The sequence below is a fragment of the Halobacterium sp. KA-6 genome (genome assembly GCF_021029015.1).
In the GTDB taxonomy this organism is placed as follows: domain Archaea; phylum Halobacteriota; class Halobacteria; order Halobacteriales; family Halobacteriaceae; genus Halobacterium.
This window is the reverse complement of record NZ_JAJJZH010000001.1, coordinates 77,802-86,664: the sequence shown is the minus strand read 5'-3', so window position 1 is coordinate 86,664 and position 8,863 is coordinate 77,802. Positions and strand designations below refer to the sequence as shown.

Genomic DNA, 8,863 nt, shown 5'->3' with positions numbered 1-8,863 from the left:
AAACGACTGTATGTCGAACGGCAAGTACGCCGCTCGGAAACTGAAGAAGGACCGCCAGAAGCACCGGTGGTCCGACTCGGAGTACGCGCGGCGAGAACGGGGGCTCGGCAAAGAGTCCGACCCCCTCGAGGGTGCACCGCAGGGTCGCGGGATCGTCCTCGAGAAGGTAGGTATCGAAGCAAAACAGCCGAACTCCGCGATTCGGAAGTGCGTGCGAGTTCAGCTCATCAAGAACGGAAAGCAGGTCACCGCGTTCTGTCCCGGTGACGGCGCTATCTCGTTCATCGACGAGCACGACGAAGTCACCATCGCCGGTATCGGCGGTGCGAAGGGTCGTGCGATGGGCGACCTCTCGGGCGTGAATTACAAGGTCGAGAAGGTCAACGGCGTGAGCCTCATCGAACTGGTTCGCGGGAACGCTGAGAAGCCGGTGCGATAATCATGAGTGAGGAAGAAGCCCCCGAACCCGAGGCGCCCGCTGGCACCGACGAGGAAGACGTCAACGCGAAGCTCTTCGGCAAGTGGGACGTCACGGACATCCAGTACCGTGACCCGAGCACGCGCCGCTACCTGTCCGTGACACCCGTCGCACACACGATGGGTCGCCACGCGCAGAAGCAGTTCAAGAAGAGCGAGATCAGCATCGTCGAGCGGCTCGCGAACCGTCTGATGAAGACCGGCGCGAACGCGGGCAAGAAGCAGCAGTCGCTGGGCATCGTCCGCGACGCCTTCGACATCATCCACGAGCGCACCGAGGAGAACCCGATTCAGGTGCTCGTGCGTGCCGTCGAGAACTCCGCGCCCCGCGAGGAGACCGTCCGCCTGAAGTACGGTGGCATCTCCGTCCCGAAGGCCGTCGACGTCGCGCCCCAGCGCCGCGTCGACCAGGCGCTGAAATTCATCGCCGACGGCGCTCACTCGTCGTCGTTCAAGACGCCCGTCGACGCCGCCGAAGCGCTGGCGAACCAGCTCATCGGCGCCGCCGACTACGACGTGCAGACGTACGCGGTCGGGCAGAAAGAAGAGAAGGAACGCGTCGCGGCCGCGGCCCGCTAACGCGGTTCCACTCGGTTCGGTTCTGCGGTTCTTTCTTCAGTTTCGAGCGGCGGCGTTTCGCCGACGCGGATACGATACCTGAAAGCAGTTAACCCTGGATTCCGCAAGCACCGGGTATGCGATACAACCGCCGTTCGTTCCTCGCTTCCCTCGGCTTGACCGGTGTCGCCGGACTCGCCGGCTGTACGTCGCCGGACGAGCCCAGCGACACGACGACCTCCACCGAATCGCCGCCCGTCACGACCGTCGACGACCCCGCCTACGACCTCGGTGTGACCCACGACGTCGAGAACTGGGGCGAGTACGACCCTGACTGGTCGCATCCCGTGGACGCGCCGAACCTCGACGTGACGACCGAAACCGTCATCGAGGGCCTGAAGATTCCGTGGGACCTCTCCTTTGCGCCGAACGGCGACCTCTTCATCAGCGAGCGCGTGGGGCGGATATCGCGGTACGACTCCGACGAACTGGAGACCGTCGCGACCCCCAACGTAATCGACCACGCCGACGCAATCGCTCCGGGCGAAGAGGGTGGCTGGTGGGAGGCAGGCAGCGAGGGCGGACTGATGGGAATCGCAGCCCACCCGAACTATCCGGACGTCCCGCTCGTGTACGCCATCTACACTCGGGAAGACGAACCCGCCGTCTCCGGCGGCGACCCCTTCGTCAATCGCCTCTCGTACTTCGACGTCTCCGCGGACGACCCCAGCGAGGCCGAGACGGTCGTGATCGACGACATCCCCGGCAATGAAATCATCCACAACGGCGCACGCCTCGCCTTCGGCCCGGAGAACTACCTGTGGGTGACCACGGGCGACGCCGCTTCGGTCAACCCGGAGCTCGGGACCAACCAGCCGCTCCCCCAGGACCCCTCCTCACTCGCGGGGAAGGTGCTCCGGGTCGAGCCGGACGGCGGCGCGCCCGCGGGCAACCCCGACATCGACGGCGGCGACCCGCGGGTGTTTACGTACGGCCACCGGAACCCGCAGGGCATTACGTTCCTGCCGGACGCGACACCGGTGGAGAACGAACACGGGCCGTCCGCCCACGACGAGGTGAACGTGCTGGAAGCTGGGGGAAACTACGGGTGGGGGCCCGAGGGCGAGCGCGCGCGCACGGCGGAGACGTACCGCGGCACCGACTACGCGCGGCCGGTCGTGAACACCGACGATACGTGGGCGCCGCCGGGGTCGGTGTTCTACACGGCGGACGCGGTGCCGTCGTGGCAGAACCGCCTCGTCATCGGCGGGCTCGTCTCCCAGCGCATCAACCTCGTCACCATCTACCCGACGGACGGCGAGCCGGCGTCCGCGGCCAACGGCGGCCAGCGCTTCGATGCGGACTGGATGAACTCCGAGTACAGCGCGGTCCACCACACGGCGCTGGAGGACGAACTCGGGCGCATCCGGCACGTCGAGCAGGGACCCAACGGCACGCTGTACGCGGTGACGTCGAACCGTGACGGCCGCGCGCAGGGCGACCAGTTCCCGCGAGAGGGCGACGACCGCCTCGTCCGCATCACGCCGGCCTAATCAGTCTGCGGCAGGGCCGGTCGTGGTCTCCTGTGCGTCGACGTACGTGCGGATGGCGTCGACGAGGCCGCGGCGGCACTCGCTCTCGTCGGGGTCGTCGGCGAGTTCCGCGAAGCGCTCCCGAAACGCTTCGACGTCGATTTCGGGGGCGTCCTCGGCGGCGGCGTGCGCGAGGTCGTAGATGCGGTGGTCGTCGGGGACGGCGTCGTGGCGTTCGAGGAGGGCGAGCGCGAACGCGGCGTTGACGGCGGTCATCGAGGGGTCCGCACCCGCGGTGAGCCGCTGGCCGACCGACGGGCCGACAACCGGCTGGTCGGCGACGGCGGCCGCGAGCTCGGATTCGAGGAACGCAACGAGTTTGTCCGTCGGGCCGACCGAGAGCGTGATGTCGTCGGCGTAGATGTCCTTGACGTGGTTGGCAATCTGGTAGCAGTGCGTGAGCACGCGGCGCTCGACGCTGCGGCCAGTCAACGCCAAGAATAGGACTTCGTCCATCGAGAGGACGTGGCTCGGATGGTCGTGTTCGTGGCGGTGCATGTGGGCGAACTCGTGGAGGGCGAGTTCGCGGGCCATCGCGGAGGTGGCGGCCTGCTGGGAGATGTTGAGGACGTGGTGGTCGTCGTAGTGGCCGGCCCACGTTCGCTCGTCGGGGTTCTCGCGAACGTGCACCTCGACCGGCTGTTCGAGGTCGTGTTCGGTCTCGAAGACGTCGCGGGCCCCGAGAAACGGTGCGGCGGGGCCCCCACCCGTCACGCGCAACTGCATGGTATCTATTCACACGGCACTCGCGGCAAAGACTCTTTCGCCCGCGGTAGCCACCGCAGCCGCCGGGACGAACCAGACGAGTCGGCGGCTACACCTCGTGTTCCGCCGTGCCGTACTCCCGGCAAAACACTATCCTTTTGAACCCGCTAGCAGTATGAATCCCTAATGGGCCGACGCAAGAAGATTGTCGAGAAGTGCGAACGGCTGATGGACAATCCGGAGCAGATCCGGAACATCGCCATCGCCGCGCACGTCGACCACGGTAAAACCACGCTGACCGACAACCTGCTGGCCGGCGCCGGCATGATTTCCGAGGACACCGCCGGCGAGCAGCTCGCGATGGACACCGAGGAGGACGAACAGGAACGCGGCATCACCATCGACGCCGCGAACGTCTCCATGACCCACGAGTACGAGGGCGAAGACCACCTCATCAACCTCATCGACACGCCCGGCCACGTCGACTTCGGCGGCGACGTGACGCGGGCAATGCGCGCCGTCGACGGCGCGCTCGTCGTTGTGGACGCCGTCGAGGGCGCGATGCCCCAGACGGAGACGGTGCTCCGGCAGGCGCTCCGCGAGGGCGTCAAGCCGACGCTGTTCATCAACAAGGTCGACCGCCTCATCTCCGAGCTCCAGGAGGGGCCCGAGGAGATGCAGGAGCGACTCCTGAGCGTCATCCGCGAGGTCAACGAGCTCATCCGCGGGATGACCGAGGAGATGGACGACATCACCGAGGACTGGACGGTCTCCGTCGAAGGCGGCACCGTCGGCTTCGGTTCCGCGCTCTACAAGTGGGGCGTCTCGATGCCCTCGATGCAGCGCACGGGCATGGACTTCGGCGACATCATGGACCTCGAGCGCGCCGACAAGCGCCAGGAGCTCCACGAGCGCACGCCGCTGTCGGACGTCGTCCTCGACATGGTCTGTGAGCACTTCCCGGACCCCATCGACGCCCAGCCCCACCGCATCCCGCGCATCTGGCGGGGCGACCCCGAATCCGAAATCGCGGACACGATGCGGATGGTCAACGAGGACGGCGAAGTCGTCCTGATGGTCACCGACATCGGTATCGACCCGCACGCCGGCGAAATCGCCGCGGGTCGCGTCTTCTCTGGCACGCTGGAGAAGGGCCAGGAGCTGTACGTCTCCGGGACCGCGGGCAAGAACCGCATCCAGAGCGTCGGCATCTACATGGGTGGCGAGCGCGAGGAAGTGGACGAAGTTCCCGCAGGGAACATCGCCGCCGTCACCGGACTCAAGGACGCCATCGCGGGGTCGACGGTGTCCAGCATCGAGATGACGCCGTTCGAGTCCATCGAGCACATCTCGGAGCCGGTCATCACGAAGTCCGTCGAGGCGCAGAACATGGACGACCTGCCGAAGCTCATCGAGACGCTCCAGCAAGTCGCCAAGGAAGACCCGACCATCCAGATCGAGATTAACGAGGACACCGGCGAGCACCTCATCTCCGGGCAGGGTGAACTCCACCTCGAAGTCATCACCCAGCGCATCGAGCGCAACCAGGGCATCCCCGTCAACACTGGGGAGCCCATCGTCGTCTTCCGCGAGTCCCCGACCAGCGACTCCCGCGAGGTCGAGGGCGTCTCCCCGAACCGCCACAACAAGTTCTACATCACCATCGAGCAGCTCGACGACGACGTTCTCGAGCAGCTCCGCCTCGGCAACGTCACGATGGACATGCCCGAACAGGAGCGCCGCGAAGCGCTTCAGGACGCCGGCATGGACAAGGACACCTCGCAGAACGTCGAGAACATCATCGGGAAGAACGTCTTCATCGACGACACGAAGGGTATCCAGCACCTCAACGAGACGATGGAACTCGTCGTCGAGGGCCTCGAGGAAGCCCTCGGAGACGGTCCGCTCGCCGCCGAGCCCGTCGAAGGCGCACTCATCCGCCTCCACGACGCTCGCCTCCACGAGGACGCTATCCACCGTGGTCCCGCACAGGTCATCCCGGCCGTCCGCGACGCCGTCCACCGCGGCCTCATGGACGCCGAGATTCGCCTGCTCGAGCCGATTCAGGATGTCCGCATCGACGTTCCCTCCGAGCACATGGGCGCTGCGTCCGGCGAGATTCAGGGTCGCCGTGGCCGCGTCGACGACATGTACCAGGAAGGCGGCATGATGGTCGTCGAGGGCATCGCGCCCGTCGAGGAGATGATCGGCTTCTCCAGCGACATCCGCTCGGCCACCGAAGGCCGGGCGTCCTGGAACACCGAGAACGCCGGCTTCCGCGTCATGGCCGACAACCTCCAGCCCGAGATCATCAAGCAGATTCGAGAGCGCAAGGGCATGAAGACCGAACTGCCCGCGCAACTCGACTACTTCTAAAGTCGGACCTTTTTGCGGGGCGAGCGACGCTCGCCCCGCAAAAATCTACGCGAAAAAGCCGCAACCGGCTGCGGCATCTCGCGGTTCTCTCTGCGCACACCATCGACGACCAGCACTGCCGCCAACCATCGGTAGGATTTGTGCGGGCCGAAGGCTTATACACCGAACGTCCCCGAGTGAGAGTGTATGCACGCAGGCAGACGCGCCCGGCGTCGTATCGGCACGGAGCGACAGCACTCGCGCTCGCAGCCGACAACAACAGCCGGGGCGTCGCCAGCGGGGGGAGACGATGAGTGAGGCCGACGACCGCGCGCACACGCTCCGCCTGGAGCTCGTCGACGAGCCCGGCGAGCTGTTGCGCGCGCTCTCCCCCATCGCGGACAACGGCGGCAACCTCCTCTCGATATTCCACGAGCGCGGGTCGCTGACGCCGCGCGGCCACATCCCCGTGGAGGTCGACCTTGAGTGTTCGCCCGAGCGCTTCGAGCACATCGTCGACGCGCTCCGGGACGCCGGCGTCACCATCATCCAGGCGGACTCCGAGCGGTACGGCGAAGCGCTCAGCGTCCTGCTGGTCGGCGACCTCGTCGACACCGACCTCTCGGACACGCTCGCCGAACTCGAAGGGTGTGGGAGCGCGACGGTCGCAGACTTTTCGCTGACCACGGAGAAGGGGACGGAGGGCGTCTCCAGCGCTCGCGTCCGGCTGGCCATCGAGGCCGGGAGCACGGAGCGCGCGCTCGAACAGGTCCGGGACGTCGCCGCGCAGAAAGACCTCTCTGTCGTCGAGCCGCTCGTGGGGGAACTATGAAACTGGCAGTGATGGGCGCGGGCGACGTCGGCCGCGCAGTCGTCGACCTCGCCGACGAGTACGGCCACACGGTGTCGGCGTTCGCGGACTCGACGAGCGCCGTCGTCGACCCCGACGGTATCGACGTCGACGCAGCCCTCAAGCACAAAGACAGCGTCGGCAGAGTCGGCGAAGGCGACCCTGCGGACGCGCTCGGCGCCGAGTACGACGCGCTCGTGGAGGCGACGCCGACGACGCTCGGCGACGCCCACCCGGGCTTCGAGCACGTGCGGGCGGCGCTGGAGACCGACCGCCACGTCGTCCTCGCGAACAAGGGCCCGGTTGCCGAGCGCTACGACGACCTCCGCGCGCTGGAAGCGGACAGCGCGGGGTCGATTCGGTTCGAGGCGACCGTCGCGGGCGCAATCCCTGCGCTGTCGACCATCGACGGCATCGGCGCCGAGCGCGTGACGGCCGCCCGCGGCGTGCTCAACGGCACGGCGAACTTCATCCTGACGCGGATGGCGACCGACGGCCTCGACTACGAGCACGTGCTCGCGGAAGCCCAGGACCTCGGCGTCGCAGAAGCCGACCCGACCTTCGACGTGGAGGGGACCGACGCGGCGCTGAAGTGCGCGATTCTCGCGAACGTCATCCACGGCGGCGGCTACTCGCTGGCCGACGTCGACGTCGAGGGCATCACGGACGTCCCGCCGTCGGCGCTGGAGCTCGCTGCCGAGGACGGCCGGACAGTGCGACTCATCGGCGAAGTCACCGAGGACGGCGCCCGCGTGGGGCCGCGGCTCGTCCCCGAGAACCACACGCTCGCGGTGTCCGGGACGATGAACATCGTCCAGCTGGAGACCGAGCACGCCGGCCGCCTGAACCTCTCAGGGCGGGGCGCCGGCGGCCCCGAGACGGCGACCGCGGTGCTGGGCGACGTGAACCGACTGGAGTGAGCGCCGCGCCACGATTCGTGTGGCGTGTTCTCACAAACCCCGGGAAGGCGGCGGGGTCGTGCTGAGTGCGTACCGAAATGGTTTTAGTGCGAACTGACGAATGATTCCCACAGAGCGCGCCTTTCGCGCGATACTAGACAATGAGCGACGAACGACACCAGAACCTGGCCGTTATTGGCCACGTCGACCACGGCAAGAGCACGATGGTCGGGCGCCTCCTCTACGAAACGGGGAGCGTTCCCGAGCACGTCATCGAACAGCACAAAGAAGAAGCCGAGGAGAAGGGCAAGGGCGGCTTCGAGTTCGCCTACGTCATGGACAACCTCGCCGAAGAGCGTGAGCGCGGGGTCACCATCGACATCGCCCACCAGGAATTCAGCACCGACGAGTACGAATTCACTATCGTCGACTGTCCTGGCCACCGCGACTTCGTGAAGAACATGATTACGGGTGCGTCCCAGGCGGACAACGCCGTCCTCGTCGTCGCCGCTGACGACGGTGTCGCGCCCCAGACCCGCGAGCACGTGTTCCTCTCGCGGACGCTCGGCATCGACGAACTCATCGTCGCTGTCAACAAGATGGACATCGTCGACTACGACGAGTCCAAGTACAACCAGGTCGTCTCCGACGTCAAGGACCTGTTCGGTCAGGTCGGCTTCGCGACCGAGGACGCCTCGTTCATCGCGACGTCCGCCTTCGAGGGCGACAACGTCGCCGAGCACTCCGAGAACACTCCCTGGTACGACGGCCCGACCCTGCTGGAGGCCCTCAACGACCTCCCCGCGCCGTCCCCGCCGACGGACACCGACCTCCGTCTCCCCATCCAGGACGTCTACACCATCTCCGGCATCGGTACCGTCCCCGTCGGACGTATCGAAACCGGTGTGATGAACACGGGCGACAACGTCAGCTTCCAGCCGTCTGACGTCGGTGGCGAGGTCAAGACCATCGAAATGCACCACGAAGAGGTGCCCAAGGCCGAGCCCGGTGACAACGTCGGGTTCAACGTGCGCGGCATCGGCAAGGACGACATCCGTCGCGGTGACGTCTGTGGTCCGGCCGACGACCCGCCGAGCGTCGCCGAGACGTTCACGGCCCAGATCGTCGTGATGCAGCACCCGTCCGTGATCACGGCGGGTTACACGCCGGTCTTCCACGCGCACACCGCACAGGTCGCGTGTACCATCGAATCCATCGACAAGAAGATGGACCCCTCCTCGGGCGAGACCCAGGAGGAGAACCCGGACTTCATCCAGTCGGGCGACGCAGCGGTCGTCACCGTGCGCCCGCAAAAGCCCCTCAGCATCGAGCCGTCCTCCGAGATTCCGGAGCTCGGCTCGTTCGCCGTCCGCGACATGGGTCAGACCATCGCCGCCGGCAAAGTCCTGGACGTCAACGAAGCCTAA

General features: G+C 66.6%; 7 protein-coding genes and 1 pseudogene. 7 read left to right on the top strand and 1 reads right to left on the bottom strand.

Translation table 11 applies throughout. From position 1 onward, the window contains the following. The first annotated feature begins 10 nt into the window (after positions 1–10). The 3 genes from LPA46_RS00515 to LPA46_RS00505 all read left to right on the top strand — a co-directional run bounded on the left by LPA46_RS00515 (position 11) and on the right by LPA46_RS00505 (position 2,588). A complete protein-coding gene (locus LPA46_RS00515) occupies positions 11–439 on the top strand; it encodes a 30S ribosomal protein S12 (protein ID WP_157500124.1) in 429 nt (142 codons plus the stop codon). Positions 440–441: 2 nt separating this feature from the next. Further along, positions 442–1,056: a 30S ribosomal protein S7 gene (locus LPA46_RS00510; protein WP_230887915.1), complete on the top strand. Its 615-nt coding sequence runs from the start codon at positions 442–444 to the stop codon at positions 1,054–1,056. A gap of 116 nt (positions 1,057–1,172) precedes the next feature. Then, on the top strand, positions 1,173–2,588 hold the full coding sequence (locus LPA46_RS00505) for a PQQ-dependent sugar dehydrogenase (RefSeq protein ID WP_230887916.1): 1,416 nt from the start codon (positions 1,173–1,175) through the stop codon (positions 2,586–2,588). Here LPA46_RS00505 and LPA46_RS00500 read toward each other — a convergent pair whose 3' ends face one another. Next, complete coding sequence (locus LPA46_RS00500) at positions 2,589–3,353, bottom strand: DUF5781 family protein (protein WP_230887917.1); 765 nt, start codon at positions 3,351–3,353, stop codon at positions 2,589–2,591. It abuts the gene before it with no gap. 165 nt (positions 3,354–3,518) lie between these two features. On the opposite strand from LPA46_RS00500, the gene LPA46_RS00495 reads away from it, so the two are divergent. The 4 genes and pseudogenes from LPA46_RS00495 to tuf all read left to right on the top strand — a co-directional run bounded on the left by LPA46_RS00495 (position 3,519) and on the right by tuf (position 8,863). Continuing rightward, the gene (locus tag LPA46_RS00495) at positions 3,519–5,708 is read left to right on the top strand and encodes an elongation factor EF-2 (protein ID WP_230887918.1); all 2,190 of its coding nucleotides are present in this window, start codon (positions 3,519–3,521) and stop codon (positions 5,706–5,708) included. A 289-nt stretch (positions 5,709–5,997) separates the two neighbouring features. Further along, on the top strand, positions 5,998–6,519 hold the full coding sequence (locus LPA46_RS00490) for an amino acid-binding protein (protein WP_230887919.1): 522 nt from the start codon (positions 5,998–6,000) through the stop codon (positions 6,517–6,519). After that, positions 6,513–7,457, top strand: a pseudogene (locus LPA46_RS00485) (homoserine dehydrogenase); the annotation flags it as partial. The gene LPA46_RS00490 and the pseudogene LPA46_RS00485, both read left to right, overlap by 7 nt. 140 nt (positions 7,458–7,597) lie before the next feature. Continuing rightward, the gene (gene tuf / locus LPA46_RS00480; protein WP_230887920.1) at positions 7,598–8,863 is read left to right on the top strand and encodes a translation elongation factor EF-1 subunit alpha; all 1,266 of its coding nucleotides are present in this window, start codon (positions 7,598–7,600) and stop codon (positions 8,861–8,863) included.

What these genes read in the sequence shown, in the direction of transcription:
- LPA46_RS00510 (WP_230887915.1), top strand. Translation starts at nt 442, where the DNA reads ATGAGTGAGGAAGAAGCCCCCGAACCCGAGGCGCCCGCTGGCACCGAC.
- tuf (WP_230887920.1), top strand. Translation starts at nt 7,598, where the DNA reads ATGAGCGACGAACGACACCAGAACCTGGCCGTTATTGGCCACGTCGAC.
- LPA46_RS00490 (WP_230887919.1), top strand. Translation starts at nt 5,998, where the DNA reads ATGAGTGAGGCCGACGACCGCGCGCACACGCTCCGCCTGGAGCTCGTC.
- LPA46_RS00505 (WP_230887916.1), top strand. Translation starts at nt 1,173, where the DNA reads ATGCGATACAACCGCCGTTCGTTCCTCGCTTCCCTCGGCTTGACCGGT.
- LPA46_RS00495 (WP_230887918.1), top strand. Translation starts at nt 3,519, where the DNA reads ATGGGCCGACGCAAGAAGATTGTCGAGAAGTGCGAACGGCTGATGGAC.
- LPA46_RS00515 (WP_157500124.1), top strand. Translation starts at nt 11, where the DNA reads ATGTCGAACGGCAAGTACGCCGCTCGGAAACTGAAGAAGGACCGCCAG.
- LPA46_RS00500 (WP_230887917.1), bottom strand. Translation starts at nt 3,353, where the DNA reads ATGCAGTTGCGCGTGACGGGTGGGGGCCCCGCCGCACCGTTTCTCGGG.